Genomic DNA, 23,159 nt, shown 5'->3' on the forward strand with positions numbered 1-23,159 from the left:
CGATCAGCTGGCTCGCTCGACGACGAGGTCGATCGCGTCGCCGACGGTCTTGATCTGCGCGACGTCGTCGCCCTTGAGGCGCACGCCGAAGTTCTCCTCGACGACCTGGCTCAGCTCGGCGAGGTCGAGCGAGTCGATGTCGAGCGCCTCGAAGGTGGCGTCGCGGCTGATCTCGTCGCGGCTCGGCCCCAGCTCGACGAGCGCGTCGTACACGACGGTCTCGACCTGCTCGGTGGTGGCGGTGGCGGACATGGTCTTGGGTTCCTCCTCGTTGGTTGGGTCAGGCGCTCATGCCGCCGTCGACGGCGAGCACGGAGCCGGTGACGTACGCGGCCTCGTCGGAGGCGAGGAACCGCACGCACGCGGCCACGTCGTCCGGACGCCCGGCGCGCTTGGCCGGGACGGCGTTGAGGACCTCCGGCGGCAGGTCCTCGGTCATGTCGGTGGCGATGAAGCCGGGGGCGACCGCGTTGACGGTCACGCCGCGGCGGGCGACCTCGACGGCGACGGTCTTCGTCATCGCGATGAGGCCGGCCTTCGAGGCGGCGTAGTTCGCCTGCCCCGGGTTCGCCTTCGGGCCGACGACCGACGCGATGTTGACGACGCGGCCGTGGCGGCGGCGGACCATCCCCTTCACCGCGGTCCGCGTGAGACGGAACGCGGCGGTCAGGTTGGTCTCGAGCACGCGGTCCCAGTCCTCGTCGTCGAGCTGGATCGCGAGGCCGTCGGCGCGCACGCCCGCGTTGTTGACGAGCACGGCCAGCGGGCCCAGCTCCTCCGCCGTGCGCGTGAGCAGCTGGTCGGCGACGGCCGGGTCGGCGACGTCGCCGCCGATCGCGGTGGCGATGCCGCCCGCCTGCGTGATCGCGTCGACGACGGCGAGGGCGTCGTCCTCGCGCGACCGGTAGTTGATGGCGACGGGCCAGCCGTCGGCGGCCAGCGCGGTCGCGATCGCGGCTCCGATGCCGCGGGACGCGCCGGTGACGAGCGCGCAGCCGTCGCGCACCGGCGTCGTGTCGGTGGCCCGCGGCGCGGGCGCGGTGGTCAGGGCCATGTGAGCACCCCCGCTCCGTAGACGAACCCGGCGCCCATCGCGCCGAGCAGGACGCGCTCGCCCGATCGCGGGCGAGCCCCGGACAGGGCGAGCGGGATGCTCGCCGCCGAGGTGTTGCCGACGTCCTCGATGGCGTCGACGACCTTGTCCGGGTCGAGATCCAGGCGCTGGCGGACCGCTTCGAGGATCCGCCGGTTGGCCTGGTGGAAGACGAACTTGTCGATGTCGTCGAGCGCGACGCCGGCCGCGACGCACGCCTGCGCGGTGGCGTCGCACAGGCTCGTCGTCGCGAGCAGGAAGGTCTCGTGGCCCTCCATGCGGACGAACGGGTCGGTGCGGCTCGCGCGGATGAGGTCGGCGTGCTCGCCCGCGCTGCGCAGCACGAACGGCGCGACGTCGCCGCGCCCCGCGACGAGCACCACGGCGCCGGCGCCGTCGCCGAACAGCGGGGCGGTGCGGCGGTCGTCGTGGTCGATGTAGCGCGTGACCGCATCGGCGCCGATGACGAGCACGGCGCGCGCGCGGCCGGCGCCGATCGCCGACGACGCGAGGTCGAGCGCATGCAGGAAGCCGACGCACGCGCCGTTGACGTCCAGCGCGGCGGTGCTGCTGCCGAGCGCGGCGGCGACGAGTGGCGCCATGCCCGGCGTGTGGTCGTCCGCCGTGAAGGTCGCGCAGACGACGAGGTCCAGATCGGCCGGGTCGACGATCGCCTCGTCGAGCGCGTCGCGCGCGGCCTGCGTGGCGAGCGCGTCGAGCCGCTCGCCCGGTCCGAGCCGCCTGCGGGTCGCGATCCCGGTGCGCTTCTCGATCCACGAGGGGTCGACGCCGAGGCGCGCGGCCACCTCGTCGTTGCCGACGACGTTCGCGGGCAGCGCCGCGCCGATCCCGAAGACGCCGGCGCGCACGGAGCCGTTCGCCGCCGCCGTGCCGCGCGGCTCGTCCTCGCGCACGACCTCAAGCACGCGCCGGCTCCGCCTTCATGATCCGGCCCACGAGCTTGTGCAGCACGCGGCCGGGACCGACGTCGACGAACTCGTCGGCGCCGAGCGCCGCGAGCGCGCGCATCGTCTCGGTCCAGCGAACCGGCCGGACGAGCGCGTCCGCCAGCTCGTTCGCGGGATCCTCGAACGGCCGCGCGGTCGCGCATGAGACGACGGTGCAGACCGGCTCGCGCCAGCGGGCCTTCTTGAGCGCCGCGCGGAACGGTTCGACGGCGGGCTCCATGTCGGGCGAGTGGAAGGCGCCGGAGATACCTAGCTCGAGGGCCCGCAGGCCGCCGTCCCGAGCGGTTCCTGCGAGGCCCTCGAGCGCGTCCCGCGCTCCGGCGAGGACGATCTGTCCGGGTGCGTTGTGGTTGGCGACCACGACGCCGTGGTCGGCGGCGAGCTGCTCGGCCTGCTCGTCCGTCGCGCCGAGCAGCGCGAGCATCGTGCCGTCGCCGGCGTGCTCGGCCATGAGCGCGCCGCGCAGCACCACGAGCTCGAGCGCCTCCTGCGCGTGGATCGCGCCGGCGGCGACGAGCGCGGCCAGCTCGCCGAGCGAGTGCCCGGCCACGGCGATGGGCTCCCCCTGCGCCTGCCGCCACCCGGCGACGGAGGCGCAGAAGATCGCGGGCTGCGCGAAGCGAGTGCTGTCGCCCGCGCGGGCGAACGGATCCTCGCCGACCAGGTCGGTGACGCGGTCGAGGAGATCGGGGGCGTGCTCGGCGACGTCGTCGCGCATCGACGGCGTCTGGCTGCCCTGCCCCGGGAAGAGGAGCGCCAACGGCATGCTCCGACCCTCTCCGCCGCCACCCCCACATGTCGAGCGCTTCCCCCCGGTCGGGGGGGACATCGGGTCGGGCCGGGGGGACTACACCAGAAGTCCGAGTCTTTGCGCTCGCTGGACCGCTTCGGTGCGGTTGCGGACGCCGAGCTTCCGGTAGACGGCGCCGGTGTGCTCCTTGACCGTCCACGGGCTGAGGTGCAGCTCGTCGGCGATCTCGCGGTTCGTCGCGCCGGAGGCGATGCGGTCGAGGACCTCGCGCTCGCGCTCGGACAGGCGGGCGACGCCGTCGTCCTCGGTGTCGCGGAAGACGGTCATGCCGCGCGCGACCATCCGGACCGCCTCGGCGATGTCGCGCGCCGGCCAGTCCTTCGGGACGAAGCCCGACGCTCCGGCGGCCTTCGCCGCACTGGGCGAGATGCGCCCGGCGCCGGAGATGAGCAGCACGCGGACGTTCGGCGCGATCGTGCGGACGCGTTCGCAGATCACCGCGCCCGACTCCTCGCCCACGAAGAGGTCGACGAGCGCGACGTGCGGCGACCAGCGTTCCGCCAGCGCCGCCGCCTCCATGCCGGACCGCGCGCTGAGGCAGCGCTCCACCCACGGCTGCTCGGTGAGCATCAGCCGGAAGCCCCAGTGGACGACGTCGTGGTCGTCGACGACGAGGATCCGCAGGCCGCTCTCGCTCATTCCCTGTCCCCCGCAGGCACGAGCAGCCGCACGCGCCACTCGTCCTCGCCCAGGCGCCCGAACTCGACGACGCCGCCCTGCTGCAGCGCCTCGACGGCGGCGAGCCGCAGGCCCATGCCGGGCTCGTGCTTGGGGTCGTCGCTCGAGACGCCGTCGTTGACGACGTCGAGGACGAAGTTGCCGTCGTCGCGGCGCGCGCAGACGCGGACGTAGGTGCCGGTGGCGTGCTTGAGCGCGTTGCGCATCGCCTCGAGCGCGACCGACTGCGCGAGCGGCTCGAGGTGCGGCGGCACCGCCGTCGGCTCGTCGTCCTCGAGCTCGATCTTCGGGTCCTTCGTCTTCGCTGCCAGACGGGTCACCTCGTCGTGCAGGGTCGTCGACGTCTCGCGCGGCGTGCGACCGAGCGGCCGCTGAAGCGCATCGCGCAGCTGCGACAGCGCCTCCTGGATCTCGTCGGCGCAGCGCTGCCGGCCCTCGGTGGAGAGGTGCTCCCCCGACAGGGCGAGCGACACGCCGAACAACCGCTGCACGACGCCGTCGTGGATCTCCCGTGCGAGGTCGATGCGCTCCTGCAGCTGCTTCGCGTGCTCGTGCTCGCGCGTTGCGGATCGCGCGCTGTCGGCCAGCGCGGCGAGCTTGCCGAAGCTCCAGAGCAGGTGGCGCTCGGAGTCCGTCAGGGGCCGGTCGAGCGAACGGTCGCTGATGATCACCCCGGGCCAGCGCCCCGCGGCGGACACCGGCGTGCAGACGAGCCGCGTGCCGATGAGGAAGCGCTCGTACTCCGGCGGCAGCAGCTCGTTGAAGTTCGTCGTCGCCTCGATGACGCGATCCTCGTTGAGCGCCTGCAGCGCCATCGGCGCCACCTCGAGGTCGACGTTGAAGTCGCGGAACGCATCGATCTCGATCCCGTGCGCGCCGCCCACGCGGACCCGCCGCTCCGCCGCGTCGTAGACGAACACCGCGGCCCGGTCCATCGCAGCGAGCGTGCACGTCGCCTCGCACAGCCGGTCGTAGAACACCGCCGAGTCCCCGGCCGTATGCACGGCGAACAGCAGCTCCGCGAACGTCTCGACGACGCGGACGTCGACGAAGGCAGTGCTCCCGGAGACCTCCATGGCTCTTGTAACCCTGCCGACCGCGGCCGTTTCGGTCCACCCCCCGGTCGGGGGGTGGCCGTGTCAATCGACGATGCGAATCCGGCGTGCGATCCTCTCCGCCTCACCAGCCCCGGTAGCTCAGCTGGATAGAGCGGCTGCCTTCTAAGCAGCGGGTCGCAGGTTCGAGTCCTGCCCGGGGCGCTGTCCACCCCGTGACGCAGTCCCCGCGACCATGCGCAGGCGGCTCAACTCCATACCGCTCTTCTGGCGGGTCTTCGCCTCTCAGCTGGCTGTCCTGCTCGCCGTGTTCCTCCTGCTGGTCTTCGCGCCCGTCACCGTGTCGGTCCCGGTCGCGGCGACGGAGCTCGTCATCCTCGCGCTCGGCCTGGTGGTCATGTCGCTGGTCGCATGGGCGTTGCTACGTGCGACGTTCCGCCCGCTGGAGACGGTGACTGCCACCATGCGTGAGATCGACCCGCTGAAACCCGGGCAACGTGTCCCCGTCGTCGGCGGCCCGAACGTCATGGCGCTCGCGCAGGCGTTCAACGACATGCTCGATCGGCTCGAAAGCGAGCGGCGTGAGAGTGGCCGACGGGCGCTCTTGCTCCAGGAGAACGAGCGCCAACGCATCGCGCGCGAGCTGCACGACGAGATCGGACAGCTGTTCACAGCCCTGATGCTGCAGATCGAGGGTGTGGCGGCGCGGATCCCGGACGACCTGAACGATGACCTCGACGTCCTTCGCGAGACCGCCAGGATGGGCGCCACGGACGTTCGACGGATCGCATCGCGTCTGCGGCCGGAAGCCCTTGACGATCTGGGACTCTCGAGCGCACTCTCGGCCCTGGCCACCGCGTTCACCGAGCAGACCGGGATCGCGGTCGACCGGTCGCTCGACGCGGTGACCACGCTCGACCGTCGACAGGAGCTCGTCGTCTACCGCGTCGCGCAAGAGGCCCTGACGAACGTGGCGCGCCACGCGCACGCTACGCGCGTCGAGATCAGTCTGCGGACCGACGGGCGATCTGTCGCTCTCGTCGTTCGCGACGACGGGCGCGGGATGACCGCGGCGGCGAGCGGTTCGACGCACGGCATCCGCGGGATGCATGAGCGGTCGATGCTGGTCGGTGCGACGCTGACGCTCGAGAGCGAGCCGAACCGTGGCACGACGGTCGCGCTTGAGGTCCCGCTCTGATTCGAGTCACGTAAGACCCGGCCGGCGTCGGACGCTGGAGGTGCACTGCCCGCCGTGACTCCTCCTCCGCTGCGGATGCAGGCCGGTCAGGGGTACCTTCGCGTACCCCTGACCGGCGCCATGATGTTCGACCACCACCGAACATCTCAACACCAGCGGCGCGAGGCGAACCGCTCTTGCCGAGCTCCGATCGACGACCGTGACGTAAGACATCGTGGACCGCCGGCGCTAAGCCAGCCGTGACTCGACCAGGCCGCCGGGGTTCCTACGTCCTGGCCCCTGCGGCGCGGCGGATCCGCTTGTCCTCCGCTTGCTGCCCGCCCCGCACGAGCTTGCGCTCTGCTGCGAGCCGTCCGTCACGTTCACGTCGGCGCCGTGAACCAGGCGTAAGGGTCCGCGCCTGCCACGCGCATACGAGGCATGACCACCGACGCAGGATCGTCAGCTTCGCGAGCTGCCAGACCTCGCCGCGCGCATCCTCGCGCCGCAGTGAAGGCGGCCATGGCCCGAGAGCAGGGCTACGCGGCGATCAGCGACTACGCCGTCATCGGCGACGGGCGAACTGCTGCCCTCGTTGCGCGCGACGGCTCGATCGACTGGCTGTGCCTCCCGGATCTCGACTCCGGCAGCGTCTTCGGAGCGCTGCTCGACCCCGAGCGGGGCGGGAGGTTCCGGCTCGCGCCGGTCGAGGCGCACAGGGCGGAGCGCCGCTACGTCCCCGCGACCAACGTGCTCGAGACGACGTTCACGACCGCGTCCGGCAGCGTGCGCGTCACGGATGCGATGACGCTCACCGACCACGCGCTGGCGCCGGCGCGGGAAGTCGTTCGCCGCATCGAAGGGCTGTCCGGCCGCGTCGAACTGAGGTGGGACGTCGAACCACGGTTCGCATACGCGGAGGCGCCGACGCGTCTGGCGTGGCGGGCCGGCGTTCCCGTCGCGACCAACGGGGCTGACGCCCTGGCCGTCCTGACGTTCGGCGCCGGCGAGGCTCACGTCGAGGAGCGCAGCATCCACGGCACAGTCGTCGCCGAGGGAGGATCGCGTGCCCTGCTGGTCCTCTCGTTCGCCCGGGGAGAGCCGTTGGTGCTCCCGTCACGCGAGCAGGTCGAAGCGCGGTTGCGTACGACGATCGACCTCTGGCGCGAGTGGGCGTCGACGCGCCACTACGACGGGCCGTGGCGCGACGCCGTCCTACGCAGCGCGCTCGCGTTGAAGCTCCTGATCCACGCGCCATCGGGCGCGATCGCCGCCGCTGTGACGACGTCGCTGCCGGAGGAGATCGGAGCCGTTCGCAACTGGGACTACCGGTACTCCTGGGTCCGCGACAGCTCGGCCACGCTCGACGCGCTCGAGCGCCTCGGTTGCCCGATGGAGTCGCAGGCGTTCTTCTCCTGGCTGCTCCACGCGTCGCAGCTCACGCACCCGCGCGTTCGCGTCCTCTACCGCCTCAACGGCCGCGCCAGGGCACCGGAACGCGAGCTGGCTCTTGCCGGCTACAAGCACTCGCGACCGGTGCGCGTCGGCAACGCGGCGGCGCCCCAGCTGCAGCTCGACGTCTACGGCCACCTTCTCCAGACGGCGTGGCTCTACGCGGACGCGGGCGGCCGGTTCGACAGCAGCGCTGCGTCGCGGCTGGCCGCGACGGCCGACCTGGTGAGCACGACATGGCGAGAACCCGACTCGGGCATCTGGGAGGTCCGCAGCGCGCCTCAGCACTTCACGCAGTCGAAGATGATGTGCTGGATCGCTCTCGACCGCGCGTGTCGGCTCGCCCTGGCGGGCCACATCCCGCGCGCGGGGATCGCAGCTTGGCGACACGAGGCGGCCGCGATCCGGCAGTTCGTCACCGAGCACTGCTGGACGGAGAGGGACCGCAGCTACGAGCGTTTCCCCGGCGCGGGCGAGGTCGACGCGGCGTTGCTGCTGCCGGCGCTTCTCGGCTACGGCGGCAGCGAGGAGACGGATCGCCTCCTGGCAACTGCTGCCCGGATTCGCAGCGACCTCGGGACGGGGCCGTTGCTCCATCGCTACCGCGGCGACGACGGGATCACCGGGAGCGAGGGTGCGTTCCTCACGTGCTCGTTCTGGCTTGTGGATGCGCTGGCCCGACTCGGGCAGGTCGATGAGGCGGCCCAGCTGATGGAGCAGTTGCTCGGTCTTGCCAACGACGTCGGCCTCTATGCGGAGGAGATCGACCCGCGCGATGGCGCCTTCCTCGGCAACTTCCCCCAGGGCCTGGTCCACCTCGCCCTGGTGAACGCCGCAGCGACGCTTGCGGAAGTGACCGAGCCGTGACCCTCTGGAGCGCGCTGGCGGGAGGCTTCGTCGGAACCCTCATCCTGACCACCGGGATGCGAGCGGCGACCGAGGTGCGGCTGACACGGATCGACCTCCCCTTCCTGCTCGGCACGGCGTTCACCGCGGACCGGGTTCGCGCCGGGGCGTTGGGGTACGCGCTGCACTTCTTCTTCGGCCTGGTGTTCGCCGGGCTCTACTACGCGATCTTCGAGACGATCGACACTGCCAGCTGGTGGCTCGGTGGCCTCTTCGGCTTGGTTCACGGCGTCTTCGCAGCAACGGCTCTCGTGAGCATCCTCCTGCCGTTGATCCACCCACGCATGGGGACGACCCTCAGCGACGCCAGATCCGCCCCGCTCCTCGAGCCGCCCGGCTTCCTCCTCCTCAACTACGGTGCACGCACGCCGCTGGTGATGATCGCCATCCATGTGGCCTACGGCGCGCTGGTAGGGGCCTTCGCGGGCGCCTCGGGCTGACGTCGCTCCGCGGCGCCGGCCGAGTGCGACACCGCTCCCGCTTCACCGGCTGCACGGCTGGTTCTCACACCGGCGCTGTGGGAAAGTTCCCGGATGGACGTCCCCATCCGGCCCGGTGACGTGCTGGCGCAGCCGACCCGCGCGCGACTGTTCGCGTTGCTCGCCGAGCTGCGCCGCCCGGCGCCCACCGAAGAGCTCGCCGAGCTGCTCGGCCTGCATCCCAACGGCGTCCGCAACCACCTCGAACTGCTGCACGACGTCGGGCTCGTGCAACGCGAGCTCCAGCGTCGCGGGCGCGGCCGCCCGCGTGACGCATGGACCGTCAGCCCCGACGCGCAGCCCGGCGGCGACCCGCCGACCGGGTACGCGGAGCTCGCACGGTGGCTCGTGCGGTCGGTCGCCGGGGGGCCCGCGGGCGCCGTCGACGTCGAAACGGTCGGCCGGGAGATCGGGCGCGAGCTCGTCGCCGGCGACGAGCCGGCCCCGGGCGAGCAGGTGCTCCACGGGACGCTCGTGGCCCTCGGGTTCCAGCCGGTGCGACGCGGGCCCCACGGCGACGAGCTGACGTACTGCCTACGCAACTGCCCCTACCGCGAGGCGGTTCGAGAGCGCCAGTCGGTCGTGTGCGGCCTGCATCGCGGACTGACCCGCGGACTCCTCGACGTCCTCTCTCCGCGAACCGAGCTCACCGGGTTCGTGCCCAAGGACCCCGACACCGCGGGCTGCCTGATCGAGGTCCGCGGCCCGCTCGCGGCCCAGGCCCCTCACGGCGAGCCGCGGCCTTAGCCAGCCCGCTCAGCGGTCCCGGCCATGCGCTCGCGAGCGGCCGCAGTCGGCCGAGAGGCGTCCGCAAGCGAACGCCCGCACATGGTGCACTCCGCCGCTCCGTCGGGAACGCGCTCTCCGCAATCCGGACAGCGGAACCCATGCTCCTGCGTTGTCTTGCGCTTGAACAGGCCCATGAGCACTCCTTCAGTCGAGGACCATTGGAGACACCGTTCGCCGGCGACCACCGCCCCGCAATGGGTTCGGCAACCCATGACGCATGCAGAGCAGGCCGACGTAAGACCCGTCCCTCGCGGAACGCAGGAGAGCCATGCCGACTCCGCGCGACGCGCTCTCCAACGATCTCGACGAGCGACGGACAGAGCTCGTCCCGGATACCGCTGCGGCGTTCCAGGCCTTCTCACGGGAGGTCTTCGCCGACGGCGCACTCGACAAGAAGACCAAGCAGCTCATCGCCGTGGCGGTCGCGCACGTGACGCAGTGCCCGTACTGCATCGAGGGGCACACTCGCGCGGCGTTGCGCAAGGGCGCGACCGAACACGAGCTCATGGAAGCCATCTGGGTTGCCGCGGAGATGCGCGCGGGCGGCGCCTTCGCACATTCCCGTCTCGCCCTCCAGACCGCGAGAGCGACGGTCCGATGAGCCCGGCTTCGACGCGGCCGGAGGCATCGGCCACTTTGGCCGACCTGGTCGTCGCGCAGCCCAGCGCCGCGGCGCTGTTCGAACGACTGGGCCTCGACTACTGCTGCGGCGGTGGGCAGCGCCTGGATGAGGCCTGCGCTCGCCGCGGGTTGGACACGCGCACGGTGGCGATCCTGCTCGACGCCCTGCAGCACGAGACCCCCGCGACGGCACCGGACGAAGCACACGATGTCGCCCGCGCATCGATCACCGAGCTGTGCGATCACATCGTCGTCCGGCACCACGGCCCGCTGCGCCCCGGTCTGGACCGCATCGCCCACCTGCTGGCGACTGTTGTGCGCGTCCACGGCAGGGACCACCCGGAGCTCGTCGACCTCGCGCGCGTCTTCAACGGCATGGGCGACGAGCTGCGGTCTCACATGCGCGCAGAGGAGGACCACCTCTTCCCCACGTGCCGCGCACTCGATGCAGGCGAGGAGCCGCCGTTCGACGTCACGATGCTCGCCCTCCTCGAGGAGGGGCACGCGTCGACCGGCGACGCGCTGTGCTCGATGCGCGAGTTGACGGGTGGCTTCGACAGCCGGCGCGCGCTGTGCTCGACGCACCGCACGCTGTTGAACGTGCTTCGCTCCTTCGAGCTCGATCTGCACCAGCACGTCCACGAGGAGAACAACCTGCTGTTCCCGCGCGTGCGCGCGCGAGCCGACCTCGAACCGTGATCAGCGGTAAGACGCGGACGCGCGCCGACGCTGGAGCTGCATGGATCCGTCCCCTTCGTCCGAACGTCCGCCGTCGTCCGACTCGGTGCGCACCCGCCGCGACGCTGAAGTCGAGGACATCGTCCGAGTCCTCCGTCGGTACGGCCCGCTTCGCCGAGCACGCCTCGTCGAGCTCTGCGGCGCCGCGCGATGGTGCGATCACGGGTTCCGGAACGCGCTTCGTCACGCGATCGCCGATGGCCGGGTCCGGCGCCTCGGCGACGAGATGTACGAACTCGTGGATGCGCCCTGCGAATGACGGATGGGCCCGTGAACCCATTCCCTTGGGGCTCGAGGGGCGAGAACGTGGTTGGTGCTGCGCCACGCCCCCCGTGGCGCAGCGCCACCGCCGGTGCAGCCAAGGAGGCCGATGTCCGCGATCGCCTACCCCCGAGATATCGACGAGGAGTCGTCGGATTGGATCACGCGCTTGCACGCGGGCGGAGCGGTCCGCGCCGCAGCGGTCGCAGAGCTGTATGAGCTCCTCAGGCGCGAGGCTGCGTTCCACATCCGTTCTCGTGTCGCGAGCGTGTCGCGATTCCCCAGGAGCGACATCGACGACCTCGCCGCCCAGGCGGCAGGGGACGCGCTCGTCGCGCTTGTGCGCAAGCTCGACGACTACCGGGGCGACAGCCGATTCTGGACGTGGGCGAAGCGGTTCGTCGAGCTCGAGGCCCCGGTGAGCATCCGCCGGCGCCTCGGCCGCGACTGCGTCGGCATCTCGCGGGATCCCGAGGCGCTGGACGACGTCATCGATTCCCGTCGCTCGGTGCACGAGCGTGTCGAAGCGCGTGAGCTCATCAGGACCGTCGGCGTGATCGTCGCCACGGATCTGACGGAACGACAGCGAACGGTGCTTGCAGCCTCGCTCAACGACGTTCCCGCCGCGTGCACCGCCAAGCAGCTCGAGACATCGCCCGGCGCGGTCTACAAGTGCCTCCATGACGTGCGCGTCAAGGTGCGGTCGCTGACCGACCCGGCGTAGGGCACGCCGCGTCAGGGCTCGACGAGCCCCCGCCGGATCGCGTAGCGCGTGAGTTGGACGCGATCGTGCATGCCGAGCTTCTCGAGGATGTTGGCCCGATGTCGCGCCACGGTCTTCTTGCTGATGTGAAGTTCGGCTGCGATCTCGTCATTGGAGCACGCCTCGGCGATGAGCTTCACGATCTCCAACTCGCGCGGCGTGAGCGGCTCTGTGCGTGCCGGCTCGCCCCTCCGGGCGCGCTCCAAGTGCTCGCGCACGATCGCGCGGACGCCCTTGGGATACAAGAACGGCTCGCCGCGCATCGCCGCGCGGCAAGCGGTGACCAAGTCGCGGTCGACCGACGTCTTCAGGACGTACCCCGACGCGCCGGCGGCGAGCGCGTCGAAGAGGTACTCCTCGTTGTCGTACATCGACAGCATCAGCACCCGCACGTCGGGATGGCGCCGGGTGATCTCCCGGGCGGCCTGCAGGCCGGTCAACCGCGGCATCGAGACATCGAGGATCGCCAGGTGGATGCCGCCCTCCGCCACCCGCTGGACCGCCTCCGCCCCGTCGTGCGCCTCCGCCACGACCCGGAGGTCCGGCTGGGCGTCGAGAACCCGGCGGAGCCCGTCGAGGACGATCGGGTGGTCGTCGGCGACGAGGACGAGGGTCTTCAGCGGAACGCTCACAGATCGGGACCGGCGAAACTGAGGCACACCTCGGTCCCACGTTGACCTTGACTTCGAAGCGTCAGCCGCGCCCCGATGAGCATCGCACGCTCACGCATCCCCCGAATGCCGTTCGACGATCCCATCGCGCCCGGCGGCAGGCCGCGCCCGTCATCGCGAACACGCAGGATCGTCGCAGTCTGCTCACGCCGCAAGCTGATCGAGACGTGTCCAGCTCGCGCGTGACGCGCGACGTTCGTGAGCGCTTCCTGAGCGACGCGGTACACCACGAGCTCGTCCTCGTCGGCGAGCTCGATGTTCGCGCCGAGGTCCCGGTCGACGGGGATCCCGGTCTGCTCCGAGAACGACGTGGCCAGTGCGGAGAGCGCGCTCTGCAACCCAAGATCCTCCAATGCCTCCGGCCGTAACCGCGCGGCGATGCGCCGGACGTCGCTCGCGCCCGTGCGTGCGGTCTCGCGAAGCTCGTCGAGCTCGTCGGCGACATCGGTCGAGGACCGGCCGGCGAGGCTCTCGATCTGGAGCATGATGGCAGTGAAGATCTGGCCCACCTCGTCGTGCAGCTCCCGGGCGATGCGCCGCCGCTCGGCCTCTTGGACCATCAGCGCCTGCCGCGCGCTTTCGCGGCGCTCGGCCTCGAGGCGCGCGAGCATCTCGTTGAACGCCTGCGCCAGCTCGGCGATGTCCGGAACGTCGTGCACGACCGGTACGCGCTGCCCCGGGTCGAGAGGGTCGATGGTGCGCATCGTCGCCGTCACCGTCGCGAGCGGCCGGAACGCCGGACGCAGCAGCATGAGGGTCAAGCCGATCATGGCGACCAACCCTCCGATCAGGACCACGAGCTCGGTGAAAGCGACAGGGATCGAAACGGTCACCGGCGCGAAGACGAGCAGCAGGAAGATGACGGCCAGGACGGCGACGTTCGCGGCGAACACGCGCCAGAAGAACGGCATGGCACTCGGACCGACCGTTCAGGCCGATGACCCGGCGAGAGCGCTCGCCGCGGTCTCGCGACGGTCCGGCGCGGGCCGCACCCGCGCAACGATGCGACGGGCGCGGCGGGCGACCTCGCGCGGCTCGATCGCCAACGCGGTCGCGACGTCGTGATGCGACGCTCCGGCCAGGAGCATCGCGGCCACAGCGACATCGGCGTCGTCGAGACGGCTCATCGCCGTCTTCTGGAGCTCATGGTCGAGCTGCGGAAGGACCTTCTCTCCGGCCGCGACCGCGCGGATCGCGGACAGGAGGTCGCTGACCGGCTCGCTCTTGCTCACGAGTGCGTCGGCTCCGGCGACACACGCGCCGATGGCGAGCGCGGGTCCGGCATATGCGGAGTAGATGAGCACGCAGGGCGGTCGCGGTCGCTCCTTGAGCCGCTGGCAGACGGCGAGGCCGTCCCCGCGTGCGAGGTCGTAGTCCACGACCACGAGGTCGACCGCGCTGCGGTCGAGGCTCTCCCAGAGCTGGTCCCGGGTGGAGACGAACGTGACCGGCTCGAGGTCCTCGGCATGCTGCACCAGTCGTTCCAATCCGGTGAGAACCGCGAGGTGGTCGTCCAGAACGGCGATACGGATCACTGGTCGCAGTGTTCCCGCGCGATGACTAGTTGCCGATGGCGACGATCTCCACCGAGCGCCGACCGTGCGGCGTCTCGACGTCGACCTCGTCGCCGGCCCGATGGCCAACGAGGGCCTGCCCGACCGGCGAGTCGACGGAGATCCGGCGCGCAGCGGGATCGCATTCCAGTGGGCCGACGAGCTCGTACTCGATCGGCGCGGCGCCGGCCGCGAGACGGATGATCACCCGCTGTCCGATGCCCGCCACGCCCGGTTCGGGCTGATCGATGACCCGTACGAAGGCCAGCGCTGATTCGAGCTCGTCGATCCGCCGTTCGAGCGCCACTTGTTCCTCGAGGACGGCCGCCACGGCGACGTTCTCGCCCGGTTCCGCCCCGTCCTCGCGCGCGTCACGCAGGTCCTCTGCGAGCTCCTGACGCCTGATCGTCGTCAGATGCTCCAGCTCAGTACGCAGCCGCTCGTACCCCGGACGGGTGATCGGCTCCAACTCGCGCGCGACAGTCGCCATTGCTCCTCCTTGCTGCCGGTGAACGGGCGACGCCGCGCGGGCCGCGCGGCGTCAGGAGCAGCATCGGCCACGACGCCGCGGAACCCCATGCACTCGCGACCCCATCTGCTTTCAGTCGGCCAGTGCGGGCGAGCACAGCTCGAGCGTCTCGGCGAGGGTCTCGACGGGACGCCCGCCGCCGAAGGCGGGGCTCATGTCGTCCCAGACGAGCGCACTCAAACGCGCGACGACGCGGACATCGACCGGGGCGGTGTCACGCAAGCGCTCAGCCAGCGCGACGATCGCTTCCCGCGCCTCCAGCACGGCGGAGGAGCGAACAGTCAGGTACGGAGAAGGCTTGCGCCGGTACTCGGCCAGCTCCACCAGTGCTTCCAGCGCCGCCGCGACGCGCCGCCGGTGCGACGAGGCAGAGATCTGAGCGGCGCGGGTCACCAGCGCCGCGGAGCTCCACGGATCGCAGTCGTCCGCAAGCGACGCGTCGAGCCTTCGCCTCAGCACACGAACCCGAATGCGCAGGATCGTACGTCCGACATGTGTCGTCGGGAGCTGCGCGACCCCGCCCTTCTCATGTGTCGTGCGAGAGGTCACGACACGTTCCGCCGTACGTCCATGAGCGCGACGATCCCGCCGTCGTTCACGGAGCACCATGGGTTCAAGGCACCAAGTGCTCGCGCGCGCACCTCCGCGCGCGGCCATCTTGGGGCATGACGTCGAGCGACGTGCCCGTCTGACCCGTGAGGTAGGGCGCGAGGTACCGTGCGCAGAGGCGGTTCGGCGGCCACCACAACGGCTCGGTCGATTCGATGGAGCTGTCGCCCGCGCAACCGCTGATGTCGCTTCGTAGGTAGTGAACTGCCTCTCCGGTCAGCAAGGCGGCCCTGAGGACCGGCCGGAACGGTTCCGGCTCGATGTCGACACCGGCTGAGGCGGCGATGGTCCGAGCGACCGCATCGGCCTGTTGGGAGGCCACGCCGCCCTGCTTGATCGGGAAGCTCGTGGCGTCGCCGGCCGCGAGGATCCCAGTGACACCCGGGACACGGCCATGGGCGTCGACGTCGATGAAGCCGCCGGCGACACACGGGATCCCGCGAAGACGCGGACCGGCGAGGCGCGGGATCGTGACGACGCGGTCGACGGCGAGGCGTCGGTCACCCGGTGTGATGTTCAGGATTCCCTGGCCGCCGGGGGTTGCGGAGCAGGCGGTCAGGAGCTCGATCCGCCGGTCTCTCAGCAGGCGCCGCACCGCCATGGCGACGCGGGGACCGAACGCCGCAAGTGGTTCCGGCTCAGGTGTGACCATGACGAACCGGGGGCGGTGCGAATCGCTGTCAGCGCACGCGGCCGCCGTCATCAGCGCCAGGTCGTAGAGCGGGAGCTGCCAGCTCGGCCCGCGAGGCTTGACGAACGCCACGGACGTGACCCTTCCGGTGGTGAGCTCGTGGAGGAGGACTCTGAACTTCGGGGCATCCCGACCGTCGTGGTACGTGAGGACGTCGTCGGCGCCGCAGTCGCTCTCCGGGTGCGCGCCCATGGCGAGCACGAGGAAGTCGTACGTGAGCACGACCCCATCCCGGGTCACGACTTGCCGGCGCTGGCGCTCGACGCGGATGACGACGCCGCGGTGCCACCGCGCGCCGGCACCCTCCACGATCGCCTGGACCCTCATTCCGCGTGGACGCTTGGGCGCGAACGGCTGAGCAACTGACATCGAGCGGTTGACGAAGGTGCGCTCGGGTGCGACGAGCGTGACGTCCAGACGTCCCGGGGCGAGGGCGCGGAGCGCCAGGAGCGTTTCGAGGGCCGCCACCCCCGCGCCGACGATGACCACTCTCGGCCGCGTCTCCATCACTGACCCAGCAGACCGTCGATGCGCGCGAGGATGACGTAGGTCGCGGTCCAGTGGAGGAGGACCACCGCCACGAGCAGCCACCACGACTGGAGGACCGCCAGCGCGGTCACGCCGAGGACCATCAGCATCGTCGTCACCACGAAAGCGAGCAAGAAACCGGTCCCGTCTCCGGTCTCCTCCAGCTCCGCGAGGACCAACGGCACCTCAGATGCTTCGGGCGCGACGCGCGCATCCGCGGGGTGCAGCGCCCGGCCGAACCTGGTCGTCGCGCGCGGCCGTCCAGTGAGTTCGCTCGGACGACGCTCTGCCGTGATCATGGTGCCCTCGGTTCTGTCGAGGATGGAACGGAGCCCCAGCCAACGGGCTCCTTTTTTACATCTCCGATATGTAAATTACTCCTCCCCGCAGCGGCTGTCCAGGCGGGGAGATCGCGCCTCGAGGACGTAAGAACGATCGGGCCGCCGACGCTTGGGCCACATGGGAGCACGCCCTGCTCGCAGCGTCGTCCACGGCCTCGTTCGCTAGCGGCCGCATGTTCCGCCGTGTGCTCGTGGCCTTCGACGGCTCCCCGGCCGCAGACCGAGCGCTCGACGCCGCGGTGGAGCTCGCGGTCCTCACGGGCGGGACCATCACCGTCCTCGCCGCTGTGCCAGGTCCGTCGCCATGGATCGCCGGCGCTGCGTTGACCGTCCCAGTTGTGGGTGAGGTCGTGGAGCAGGAATGGCACGACATGCTGGCCGCCGCAGCCGCGAGGATCCCGTTCGAGGTTCCCGTGACGCGGTTGTTGCGACGCGGCCCGGCTGGACAGGCGATCGTTCGCGAGGGCGCAACCGGCGCCTACGACGCCATCGTGATGGGGTCGCGCGGGCGCTCACCCGTTCTGTCGTGCGTTGTCGGCAGCGTCAGCGCGCATGTCGTCCACAGCACCGGTCTGCCGGTCCTCCTGGCGCACGCGGACCCTGCTCAGGGGAGTCCGGGCGCCCGCGCGCAAGGACTCACGGCGAGGATCTGAGCGTCGCAGGTTCGAGTCCTGCCCGGAGCGCTGGTAGGCCGGCCTGGCTGTGGCGGACCCCGCAGGGGCCACCACAGCCGAGCCGGGTGCTCTACGGCGCGCTGATCGTGGCCGGCGCGAACGTGTCGCCGGCGGAGATGCGGATCGCCGGGCCGGCGGTGCCCGGCTTGCCCCGCGGGTTGACGACCGCGATGCCGTTGTCGTCGGTCGTCGCGGTGTCCCTGCCGTACTCGACGGTGGCGCCGCGGACGGGCCGGCGGTCCTCGCTCTGCTCGTTGAGGCCCGCGTTCTTGTAGGCCGCGGTGACCTGGACCGTGAGCTTCTTGCCGGGCCCGCGGTCGACGACGGCGCCGTCGAGCTTCACCGCGCGCGGCAGCTTCTCGCGGACGGTGTCGCAGCGGTCCTGGTTGACCGACGACAGGCCCTCGTGCGTCGTGCCGTCGAGGGTCACCTTCGACCGGCCGGTGATGCTGCCGGTGTCCGCCTGCGACGTCGCCGTGACGTACGTGATGTCGCGGTCGAGCGAGCCGGTGTGCTCACCGGTCAGCTTGAGGTCGGTGATGACCCGCACGGTGTTCGCCGCGCGGTCCTTCAGCACGCGATCGGTGCCGTTGACGAACGACTTGCCGTCGTCGGAGTAGTTCTCGTAGGTCGCGGTGTTGTCGACCGTCGTCAGGAAGTTCTGGTCGTAGTGCAGCGTCACCGTGCCGGAGTGCAGGCCCTGGAGCGTGATGTCCTGCTTCGCCCCGAGCGCGCCGTGGTACTGCTGGTGCGTCGGCGCCCAGTCGCCGGGCTGCGAGCTGACGACCGGCAGCGGCTTGCTCGGCTTGCGGGTCGGGAAGTGCGCGATCTCGAGGTACGGCGCACCGGCCAGGGTCGTGAAGCTCTGCGTCGACAGCGCGGCCGCCGTGCCGTCCGGCTTCCACATCGCCCAGCCCTGCCAGTTGCCGGACGGGCGGATGTCACCGCCGTCGTACGGGTGCAGCTCCTGACCCATGAGCGTCGCGCCGCCGTCACCGCTGGCCGGCAGCAGCCGGGGGGAGAACGGGTCGCACGCGCGGCGGCGGGCGCCCGCGACGGAGTTGATCGCGACCGGGACGATCTCCCACGCGTCGAAGAAGCTGCGGTACGGCATGAGCGACAGGTAGTCGAGGTAGTGGCTCCCGCGCGAGTCGATCGTCATCAGGTTCCAGCGGCCGTCCGGCGAGTCGCCGTGGTCCTCCTGCCAGTCCGGGTTGTGGGTGAGCCGGGTGCGCTCGCCGGTGCTGAGGTCGAGCTTCCAGAGGTCGGGGTTGCCTCCGCCCTCGCCGCCGACCTGCACGTAGGTGACGGCTCGGCCGCCGTCGACGAAGGTCTTGGACTCGAACAGCGCGGTGCTCTCCGACCAGGCCCGCACGTCGGTGTCGGCCGCGGACGTCGGGCCGGCGGGGTTCAGCACGCGTGCGTCGCTCGTCTCGTACTTGTCGGCGCCGCGCGTGAGCTTGGCGAGCACCATCACCTCGATCGCGTCGAAGCGGATGTCGGAGAACATGATGTGGTTCCCGTCGGGCGAGATCTGCGGCCGAGCGCCGCCGCTGCCGGCGCCGCCGACGACCGGCGTGATGCCGGGCATGACGCCTCCCGGCGGGACGAACGCGGGGCGCGTGCCGGACAGGTCGATGTCGAGGATCTGCTTGGTCCGGCAGTCGACGACGCTGGGCGCGCACTCGAGCACCTTGGGATCGCTGTACGGGCCGAAGAACACCCGCTTGCCGTCCGGGAACGGCAGGATGAGCGCCGCCTGCTCGAGCTCCCCCGCGTCCGGGATCGTGGGCTTGCCGGCGACGCCGCCCGTGAGGTTCGCCGGCTTGCTGCCGTCCTCGCCGACGATCCAGATGTCGCCGTTGCCGGACAGCGTGTTGGCGACGAAGAGGAGGTGCTTGCCGTCCGCGGTGTACGCGGGCTGCGCGGCATCGGTGATCCCCGCCGGCAGCGAGATCCGCTGGATGTCGACCTTCTCGAACGGCGGCGCGTCGTCGGCCGACGCGGCGGCGGGGCAGACGGCGGCCGCGGCGACGATCAGCGCACAGGCGCGGGTTCGCGATCGAACCCGTTGGGACAGCACAGCGAACATCTCTCCTGCTCCTCCTCGGGATGGTGACGACTGCGCGGAACCCAGTCGCTTGACTCGGCGTAAAGCTACACCGTCGCTATACCCGAAGTCAAGCGAGCGCTTTACTCCGAGGCAATCGTCGGCTACCGTCCCGGCCCGTGGCCTCTTCCTCCGTCGACCACCCCGCCCTCAGGCGCTATACGGACGACGCGCTGCTCGACGCCGCGCGGGACGTCTTCCACGAGCGCGGCTACCAAGCCGCGCAGATCACCGACATCGCGGAACGCGCCGGGACGACCAAGCCGACGTTGTACGCACGGCTCGGCGGCAAGGAGGAGATCTTCACCCGCGTCCTCGAGCGAGAGGCCGACGTCCTGAAGAGCTGGCTGCTCGACGGCTACCAGTCGGGGCGGGACCTCTCGCTGCACGCCATGGTCGACGCGGCCCTGAAGCCGTTCTTCCGCTTCGCGCGCGAGCGACGCGCCGGCTTCGACCTCCTCTTCGGCACCGAGCCCGGCCGTCCGGGCAGCACCGTCGGCCAGCAGTTCCTGCGCGACATCCTCGAGCCCGTCACCGCGGTGATCCAGGACCGCATCCGCTCGGCCGGCGGCGACGCCGGAGCCGTCAGCGTCGGAGCCGTTGCGGTGGCGACGATCGGAGTCTCGCTGCACGTCGGCATCTACGCCGTCGAGCAGGGGCTCGACCTGGACGCCGCGGCCGACGTCGGCACCGCCTACATCGAGGGCGCGTTCCGCTCGCTCGATCTGTCGGCGCTCCGCCGGCTGGACGAGAAGTCGGCCTGAGGACTTGCGTCCCGCCTCCCCGCCGTCCCGACATGGGATGGGAACTCCGAGGCGCCGCCGGCGTGGCCCGCTCAGGGGGCGCGCCGAGAAGCGCCCGGGCGCGGTGCGGCCATGGCCGCCAGCGTCAGGCAGAGGGGTCCGAAGACCCGCCGGTCGAGGCGGCGGAACCGCGGCGACGGCGCGGACGCGATCAGCAGGTCGGTCCGGCCCGCGACGCCCGCGATGCCGCGCACCGCGAGCACGCCTGTCACGACGCGCGCGCCCGTGCGCTGCACGAACGGCAGCCGATGGGGACGCCCGTCGACGAGCGCGGCGGCGCTCGCCAGCAGCCCGGCGACCGCGAGGCAGGCGACGGGGCCGGGCGGCGGAGCGTCGGGCCGGCCCGCAACGGCGTCGGCCATGGCGCGGTGATCGCCGAGCGGCCAGCTCGACCCCGCCGCCCAGACCGCATGGAGCCCGGCGATCCCGGCGAGGACCCCCGCGGTGAAGCGTTGAGGCGTGATCTTCATGGTCAAGCGCATCCTGTCTCCTCGAGCTGAGTGGGTGGGCGTCGCGCCGCCCTTCCCACGACCGCGGGAAGGGCGGCGACGCGGCTCGGCCTAGGACCGAGCGGGCTCGGGCTGCGACCGCCGTCCCCGGCGGCCCCCGAAGCTCGGCATCCACCAGGTCCGGTCGCCGAGGAGCTTCATGCCGGCCGGCAGCAAGACGCCGCGGACGATGGTGGCGTCGATGAGCACCGCGGCGGCGAGCCCCGTGCCCATCTGCTTCATGTCGACGAACGACAGCGTCGCGAAGGACGCGAACACGGCGACCATGACGAACGCCGCGCTGGTGACCACGCCGGCTGTCGACGCGATGCCCTCGCGGATGGCCTCGTCCGTGCTCGCTCCGCCGATCCGTGCCTCGCGGATGCGGCTGAGGATGAACACGTGGTAGTCCATCGAGAGCCCGAAGAGGATCACGAACAGGAAGAGCGGCAGCCACGCGGTGATCCCGCCGTTGGACTCGAAGCCCAGCAGCGACTCGCCCAGGCCGTGCTGGAAGACCAGCACGAGCACGCCGTAGGCAGCGCCGACCGACAGCAGGTTGAGCGCGATCGTCCCGATCGGGATCGCGATCGAGCGGAACGTGACGAGCATGATCACGAAGGTCAGGCCGAGCACGAACGCGAAGACGATGGGCATGCTCGTGGCGAGCTGTTCGTCCTGGTCGATGGACTGAGCGGCCTCGCCGGTGACGTTGGTGTCGACCCCTGCTGCCTCGTCCAGGGTGACCGGGATCACGTCATCACGGAGGTGCTCGACGGCCGTGATCGACGCGTCGTCGCTGCCCGTGCCGGCGATCGGCACGTCGATGAGCGCGGTGCGCCCGTCCTCGGCCAGCGTCGTCCTCGCGCCCTCGACCTGCTGCTCGAAGGCGGTGATCGCGTGCGCGGTCTCGCCGCTGCGGACGTCGTCGGCCTCGATCACGACCTGCGCCTTGGCGGTGGAGGCCGGGAACGTGGCGGCGATGTCGTCGTAGGCCTGCATCGCCGGGACGTCCTTCGGCAGGTCGTTGATCGACGTGACCTTCGTGTCCATCCCGAGCACTGGCACCGACAGCGCGAGCAGGGCGACGGCGGCGAGCGAGAACGCGAGCAGCGGCCGGCGCATGACCCGGTCGACGATCGTCGTCCACACCGTCCCGCGGGCCCGCTTGGGCGCTCGCCGCAGCCGCGGCAGCCGGCCCCGGTCGACCCGGTCGCCGAGCCACGACATCAACGCCGGCAGCACGGAGATCGACGCGACCATCGCCACCGCCACGACGAGCACCGACCCGGAGGCCAGCGAGGTGAACGTCGGGTCGCCGGTCAGGTACATCCCGGCCATCGCCGCGATGACGGTCAGGCCGGAGACCAGCACCGCGTGGCCCGAGGTCGCGGCGGCGATGTCGAGCGCCGCTGCCGGGCTGCGCCCGGCCCGTCGCTCCTCGCGTTCGCGCCGCAGGTAGAAGAGCGCGTAGTCGACCCCGACCGCCAAGCCGACGAGCAGGATGATCGATGCGACGTTGTCGTTGACCGGGAAGAGCTGGCTCGGGATCGCGACGAGCGCCGTCGTCGCCACCACCGCCGAGAAGGCCAGGATGAGCGGGAGGCCGGCGGCGACGATCGAGCCGAAGGCCAGCACGAGGATGAGCAGGGTGACCGGCATGGAGCGGCCCTCCGCCTTGTGCAGGTCCTCCTTGATGAGCTCCTCGAGCTGCGCGTGCGCGCTGGCATTGCCGTACTGCTGCAGGTCGAACTCCGGATGGCGATCCTCGACCGCCGCCACGGCGTCCTCGCCGGCACCGACGCGGTCTTGCGCTTCCTCGAGCGAACCGTCGATCTCGTACTCGACGAGCGCCGTGCGGCCGTCGCGTGAGACCGGCGCCTCGCCGTCGAGCGGAGAGCGGACGGCCTTGACGTGCGGTGTCCGGGCCAGTTCCTGCGTGAGCTGCTCGACGACGCCGGCGAACTGCGGTGATCGGATCGTCGCGTCGCCGTCGCGCGCCGTGACGATGACCATCTCGGTGTTCGGCTCGAGGCGCGCGTCCTCGAGCGCCTGCTGCGCCCGGCCCGACTCGCCGGGGTACTGGTCGGCCAGGGTCATCTCCTTGGTGCCGACGGCCGAGCCGATCGCGATCGAGGCGACGACGCACGCCAGCCAACCGATGACGGCCAGCTTGCGGTGCGTCGCGCTCCAGCGCGCGGCCCTGGTGACGAAGCTGTCCTGATGCACGGGGTCCCTCTCCTCAGTTGCCGCTTGCATGACCTGCCGCGACCTTCGGGTCGTGAGCCCGCACCGACATCGGGGTGCCACCCTGGACGTCGCACCCTGAAGGCGCGTCCGTCGAGGCGTAGGGTTGGCGCCGGAGTCCTCT

The 23,159-nt window shown here is 71.2% G+C and carries 26 protein-coding genes and 1 tRNA gene; 10 read left to right on the plus strand and 17 right to left on the minus strand.

Annotated features, from left to right (window positions below):
* Nucleotides 1-3 precede the first annotated feature (3 nt).
* The 6 genes from AC1UE4_RS09015 to AC1UE4_RS09040 all read right to left on the minus strand — a co-directional run bounded on the left by AC1UE4_RS09015 (nt 4) and on the right by AC1UE4_RS09040 (nt 4,626).
* A complete protein-coding gene (locus AC1UE4_RS09015; protein ID WP_482916887.1) occupies nt 4-252 on the minus strand; it encodes an acyl carrier protein in 249 nt (82 codons plus the stop codon).
* A 28-nt stretch (nt 253-280) separates the two neighbouring features.
* Nucleotides 281-1,054 carry a 3-oxoacyl-ACP reductase FabG gene (fabG, locus tag AC1UE4_RS09020; protein WP_482916888.1) on the minus strand — a complete coding sequence of 258 codons (774 nt, stop codon included), beginning with the start codon at nt 1,052-1,054 and terminating at the stop codon, nt 281-283.
* Nucleotides 1,045-2,019, minus strand: a complete 975-nt coding sequence (locus tag AC1UE4_RS09025) for a 3-oxoacyl-ACP synthase III family protein (protein WP_482916889.1) — start codon at nt 2,017-2,019, stop codon at nt 1,045-1,047. Before AC1UE4_RS09025 ends, fabG begins: the two co-directional genes overlap by 10 nt.
* Entirely contained in the window at nt 2,012-2,827 is an 816-nt protein-coding gene (locus AC1UE4_RS09030) for an ACP S-malonyltransferase (protein ID WP_482916890.1), read from the minus strand. Before AC1UE4_RS09030 ends, AC1UE4_RS09025 begins: the two co-directional genes overlap by 8 nt.
* A gap of 81 nt (nt 2,828-2,908) precedes the next feature.
* Complete coding sequence (locus AC1UE4_RS09035; protein ID WP_482916891.1) at nt 2,909-3,511, minus strand: response regulator transcription factor; 603 nt, start codon at nt 3,509-3,511, stop codon at nt 2,909-2,911.
* The gene (locus AC1UE4_RS09040; protein WP_482916892.1) at nt 3,508-4,626 is read right to left on the minus strand and encodes a GAF domain-containing sensor histidine kinase; all 1,119 of its coding nucleotides are present in this window, start codon (nt 4,624-4,626) and stop codon (nt 3,508-3,510) included. Before AC1UE4_RS09040 ends, AC1UE4_RS09035 begins: the two co-directional genes overlap by 4 nt.
* A gap of 109 nt (nt 4,627-4,735) precedes the next feature.
* Here AC1UE4_RS09040 and AC1UE4_RS09045 point away from each other — a divergent pair.
* The 5 genes from AC1UE4_RS09045 (at nt 4,736) to AC1UE4_RS09065 (ending at nt 9,366) form a co-directional block, all read left to right on the plus strand.
* A tRNA-Arg gene (locus AC1UE4_RS09045) sits at nt 4,736-4,809 on the plus strand.
* 31 nt (nt 4,810-4,840) lie between these two features.
* Nucleotides 4,841-5,803, plus strand: a complete 963-nt coding sequence (locus tag AC1UE4_RS09050; RefSeq protein ID WP_482916893.1) for a sensor histidine kinase — start codon at nt 4,841-4,843, stop codon at nt 5,801-5,803.
* A 501-nt stretch (nt 5,804-6,304) separates the two neighbouring features.
* Nucleotides 6,305-8,101, plus strand: coding sequence for a glycoside hydrolase family 15 protein (locus AC1UE4_RS09055; protein WP_482916894.1), 1,797 nt, complete (start codon nt 6,305-6,307; stop codon nt 8,099-8,101).
* Nucleotides 8,098-8,580 (plus strand): hypothetical protein, encoded by a 483-nt coding sequence (locus AC1UE4_RS09060; RefSeq protein WP_482916895.1) that lies wholly within the window; start codon nt 8,098-8,100, stop codon nt 8,578-8,580. The genes AC1UE4_RS09055 and AC1UE4_RS09060 overlap by 4 nt, the downstream gene beginning before the upstream one ends.
* 93 nt (nt 8,581-8,673) lie before the next feature.
* On the plus strand, nt 8,674-9,366 hold the full coding sequence (locus AC1UE4_RS09065) for a helix-turn-helix transcriptional regulator (RefSeq protein ID WP_482916896.1): 693 nt from the start codon (nt 8,674-8,676) through the stop codon (nt 9,364-9,366).
* Here AC1UE4_RS09065 and AC1UE4_RS09070 read toward each other — a convergent pair.
* Complete coding sequence (locus AC1UE4_RS09070; protein ID WP_482916897.1) at nt 9,363-9,620, minus strand: zinc-ribbon domain-containing protein; 258 nt, start codon at nt 9,618-9,620, stop codon at nt 9,363-9,365. The two genes, AC1UE4_RS09065 and AC1UE4_RS09070, sit on opposite strands and share 4 nt — an antisense overlap.
* Nucleotides 9,621-9,676: 56 nt before the next feature.
* Between AC1UE4_RS09070 and AC1UE4_RS09075 the strand changes: the two genes are divergently transcribed.
* The 3 genes from AC1UE4_RS09075 to AC1UE4_RS09085 all read left to right on the plus strand — a co-directional run bounded on the left by AC1UE4_RS09075 (nt 9,677) and on the right by AC1UE4_RS09085 (nt 11,752).
* Nucleotides 9,677-10,009 (plus strand): carboxymuconolactone decarboxylase family protein, encoded by a 333-nt coding sequence (locus AC1UE4_RS09075; protein ID WP_482916898.1) that lies wholly within the window; start codon nt 9,677-9,679, stop codon nt 10,007-10,009.
* A gap of 35 nt (nt 10,010-10,044) precedes the next feature.
* Nucleotides 10,045-10,728 (plus strand): DUF542 domain-containing protein, encoded by a 684-nt coding sequence (locus AC1UE4_RS09080; RefSeq protein ID WP_482916899.1) that lies wholly within the window; start codon nt 10,045-10,047, stop codon nt 10,726-10,728.
* Between the two features lie 568 nt (nt 10,729-11,296).
* Nucleotides 11,297-11,752: a sigma-70 RNA polymerase sigma factor region 4 domain-containing protein gene (locus AC1UE4_RS09085; protein WP_482916900.1), complete on the plus strand. Its 456-nt coding sequence runs from the start codon at nt 11,297-11,299 to the stop codon at nt 11,750-11,752.
* 11 nt (nt 11,753-11,763) lie between these two features.
* On the opposite strand, the gene AC1UE4_RS09090 is transcribed toward AC1UE4_RS09085, so the two are convergent.
* The 7 genes from AC1UE4_RS09090 to AC1UE4_RS09120 all read right to left on the minus strand — a co-directional run bounded on the left by AC1UE4_RS09090 (nt 11,764) and on the right by AC1UE4_RS09120 (nt 16,557).
* Nucleotides 11,764-12,423: a response regulator gene (locus AC1UE4_RS09090; RefSeq protein WP_482916901.1), complete on the minus strand. Its 660-nt coding sequence runs from the start codon at nt 12,421-12,423 to the stop codon at nt 11,764-11,766.
* Nucleotides 12,420-13,373 carry a HAMP domain-containing sensor histidine kinase gene (locus AC1UE4_RS09095; RefSeq protein WP_482916902.1) on the minus strand — a complete coding sequence of 318 codons (954 nt, stop codon included), beginning with the start codon at nt 13,371-13,373 and terminating at the stop codon, nt 12,420-12,422. Before AC1UE4_RS09095 ends, AC1UE4_RS09090 begins: the two co-directional genes overlap by 4 nt.
* A gap of 18 nt (nt 13,374-13,391) precedes the next feature.
* Nucleotides 13,392-13,997 (minus strand): response regulator, encoded by a 606-nt coding sequence (locus AC1UE4_RS09100; protein ID WP_482916903.1) that lies wholly within the window; start codon nt 13,995-13,997, stop codon nt 13,392-13,394.
* A gap of 25 nt (nt 13,998-14,022) precedes the next feature.
* Nucleotides 14,023-14,505: a GreA/GreB family elongation factor gene (locus AC1UE4_RS09105; protein ID WP_482916904.1), complete on the minus strand. Its 483-nt coding sequence runs from the start codon at nt 14,503-14,505 to the stop codon at nt 14,023-14,025.
* 111 nt (nt 14,506-14,616) lie between these two features.
* Nucleotides 14,617-15,093: a hypothetical protein gene (locus tag AC1UE4_RS09110; protein WP_482916905.1), complete on the minus strand. Its 477-nt coding sequence runs from the start codon at nt 15,091-15,093 to the stop codon at nt 14,617-14,619.
* A gap of 64 nt (nt 15,094-15,157) precedes the next feature.
* Nucleotides 15,158-16,351, minus strand: a complete 1,194-nt coding sequence (locus AC1UE4_RS09115; protein WP_482916906.1) for an NAD(P)/FAD-dependent oxidoreductase — start codon at nt 16,349-16,351, stop codon at nt 15,158-15,160.
* Nucleotides 16,351-16,557, minus strand: coding sequence for a hypothetical protein (locus AC1UE4_RS09120; protein ID WP_482916907.1), 207 nt, complete (start codon nt 16,555-16,557; stop codon nt 16,351-16,353). The genes AC1UE4_RS09115 and AC1UE4_RS09120 overlap by 1 nt, the downstream gene beginning before the upstream one ends.
* A gap of 329 nt (nt 16,558-16,886) precedes the next feature.
* Here AC1UE4_RS09120 and AC1UE4_RS09125 point away from each other — a divergent pair, with 329 nt between their 5' ends.
* On the plus strand, nt 16,887-17,366 hold the full coding sequence (locus AC1UE4_RS09125) for a universal stress protein (protein WP_482916908.1): 480 nt from the start codon (nt 16,887-16,889) through the stop codon (nt 17,364-17,366).
* Between the two features lie 91 nt (nt 17,367-17,457).
* Here the strand turns inward: AC1UE4_RS09125 and AC1UE4_RS09130 are convergent, their stop codons facing one another.
* Nucleotides 17,458-19,479, minus strand: coding sequence for a TolB-like translocation protein (locus tag AC1UE4_RS09130; RefSeq protein WP_482916909.1), 2,022 nt, complete (start codon nt 19,477-19,479; stop codon nt 17,458-17,460).
* A gap of 137 nt (nt 19,480-19,616) precedes the next feature.
* Here AC1UE4_RS09130 and AC1UE4_RS09135 point away from each other — a divergent pair, with 137 nt between their 5' ends.
* Nucleotides 19,617-20,261, plus strand: a complete 645-nt coding sequence (locus AC1UE4_RS09135; RefSeq protein ID WP_482916910.1) for a TetR/AcrR family transcriptional regulator — start codon at nt 19,617-19,619, stop codon at nt 20,259-20,261.
* A gap of 71 nt (nt 20,262-20,332) precedes the next feature.
* Here AC1UE4_RS09135 and AC1UE4_RS09140 read toward each other — a convergent pair whose 3' ends face one another.
* Both AC1UE4_RS09140 and AC1UE4_RS09145 read right to left on the minus strand, forming a co-directional pair.
* Nucleotides 20,333-20,770 (minus strand): DUF3995 domain-containing protein, encoded by a 438-nt coding sequence (locus tag AC1UE4_RS09140; protein WP_482916911.1) that lies wholly within the window; start codon nt 20,768-20,770, stop codon nt 20,333-20,335.
* A gap of 90 nt (nt 20,771-20,860) precedes the next feature.
* On the minus strand, nt 20,861-23,017 hold the full coding sequence (locus tag AC1UE4_RS09145) for an MMPL family transporter (protein ID WP_482916912.1): 2,157 nt from the start codon (nt 23,015-23,017) through the stop codon (nt 20,861-20,863).
* Between the last annotated feature and the right edge of the window lie 142 nt (nt 23,018-23,159).

It is taken from the genome of Parviterribacter kavangonensis (assembly GCF_056863335.1).

What these genes read in the sequence shown, in the direction of transcription:
- AC1UE4_RS09015 (WP_482916887.1), bottom strand. Translation starts at nt 252, where the DNA reads ATGTCCGCCACCGCCACCACCGAGCAGGTCGAGACCGTCGTGTACGAC.
- fabG (WP_482916888.1), bottom strand. Translation starts at nt 1,054, where the DNA reads ATGGCCCTGACCACCGCGCCCGCGCCGCGGGCCACCGACACGACGCCG.
- AC1UE4_RS09030 (WP_482916890.1), bottom strand. Translation starts at nt 2,827, where the DNA reads ATGCCGTTGGCGCTCCTCTTCCCGGGGCAGGGCAGCCAGACGCCGTCG.
- AC1UE4_RS09035 (WP_482916891.1), bottom strand. Translation starts at nt 3,511, where the DNA reads ATGAGCGAGAGCGGCCTGCGGATCCTCGTCGTCGACGACCACGACGTC.
- AC1UE4_RS09040 (WP_482916892.1), bottom strand. Translation starts at nt 4,626, where the DNA reads ATGGAGGTCTCCGGGAGCACTGCCTTCGTCGACGTCCGCGTCGTCGAG.
- AC1UE4_RS09050 (WP_482916893.1), top strand. Translation starts at nt 4,841, where the DNA reads ATGCGCAGGCGGCTCAACTCCATACCGCTCTTCTGGCGGGTCTTCGCC.
- AC1UE4_RS09055 (WP_482916894.1), top strand. Translation starts at nt 6,305, where the DNA reads ATGGCCCGAGAGCAGGGCTACGCGGCGATCAGCGACTACGCCGTCATC.
- AC1UE4_RS09065 (WP_482916896.1), top strand. Translation starts at nt 8,674, where the DNA reads ATGGACGTCCCCATCCGGCCCGGTGACGTGCTGGCGCAGCCGACCCGC.
- AC1UE4_RS09070 (WP_482916897.1), bottom strand. Translation starts at nt 9,620, where the DNA reads ATGGGTTGCCGAACCCATTGCGGGGCGGTGGTCGCCGGCGAACGGTGT.
- AC1UE4_RS09075 (WP_482916898.1), top strand. Translation starts at nt 9,677, where the DNA reads ATGCCGACTCCGCGCGACGCGCTCTCCAACGATCTCGACGAGCGACGG.
- AC1UE4_RS09095 (WP_482916902.1), bottom strand. Translation starts at nt 13,373, where the DNA reads ATGCCGTTCTTCTGGCGCGTGTTCGCCGCGAACGTCGCCGTCCTGGCC.
- AC1UE4_RS09105 (WP_482916904.1), bottom strand. Translation starts at nt 14,505, where the DNA reads ATGGCGACTGTCGCGCGCGAGTTGGAGCCGATCACCCGTCCGGGGTAC.
- AC1UE4_RS09115 (WP_482916906.1), bottom strand. Translation starts at nt 16,351, where the DNA reads ATGGAGACGCGGCCGAGAGTGGTCATCGTCGGCGCGGGGGTGGCGGCC.
- AC1UE4_RS09125 (WP_482916908.1), top strand. Translation starts at nt 16,887, where the DNA reads ATGTTCCGCCGTGTGCTCGTGGCCTTCGACGGCTCCCCGGCCGCAGAC.
- AC1UE4_RS09130 (WP_482916909.1), bottom strand. Translation starts at nt 19,479, where the DNA reads ATGTTCGCTGTGCTGTCCCAACGGGTTCGATCGCGAACCCGCGCCTGT.
- AC1UE4_RS09140 (WP_482916911.1), bottom strand. Translation starts at nt 20,770, where the DNA reads ATGAAGATCACGCCTCAACGCTTCACCGCGGGGGTCCTCGCCGGGATC.